The organism is Streptomyces sp. NTH33 (assembly GCF_003236365.1).
Lineage (GTDB): Bacteria > Actinomycetota > Actinomycetes > Streptomycetales > Streptomycetaceae > Streptomyces.
On the sequence record NZ_POTZ01001191.1, the window covers coordinates 1 to 253 of the forward strand.

Sequence of the window (253 nt, forward strand, 5' to 3'; positions counted from 1 at the left end):
GCCATCAATGGCCCCAGCTACCGGCTCAAGAACCGCCTCAAGGCCATCGAGCGAGAGACCGACGTGGCCTGACAGCTGGGGACGTTCGTCTGTACGCACCTGGAGAGAAAAGCCCGTACGCCGACACGAGGATCTCGCGGTAGCCGTCGGCGGTGACCGCGATGGCCACGTAGATGGGCCGGTTGGCGACGTGACCGTCCCTGATCTTGACGTGCACGGCGTCGATGAAGACGACCGGGTAGACCGGATCGAG

Annotated in this window: 1 pseudogene; it reads right to left on the reverse strand. The window is 64.4% G+C overall.

Features of this window, described 5'->3' with window-relative positions:
- Positions 1-127: 127 nt before the first annotated feature.
- Positions 128-253 (reverse strand): annotated as a pseudogene (locus tag C1I97_RS39135) (transposase); the annotation flags it as partial.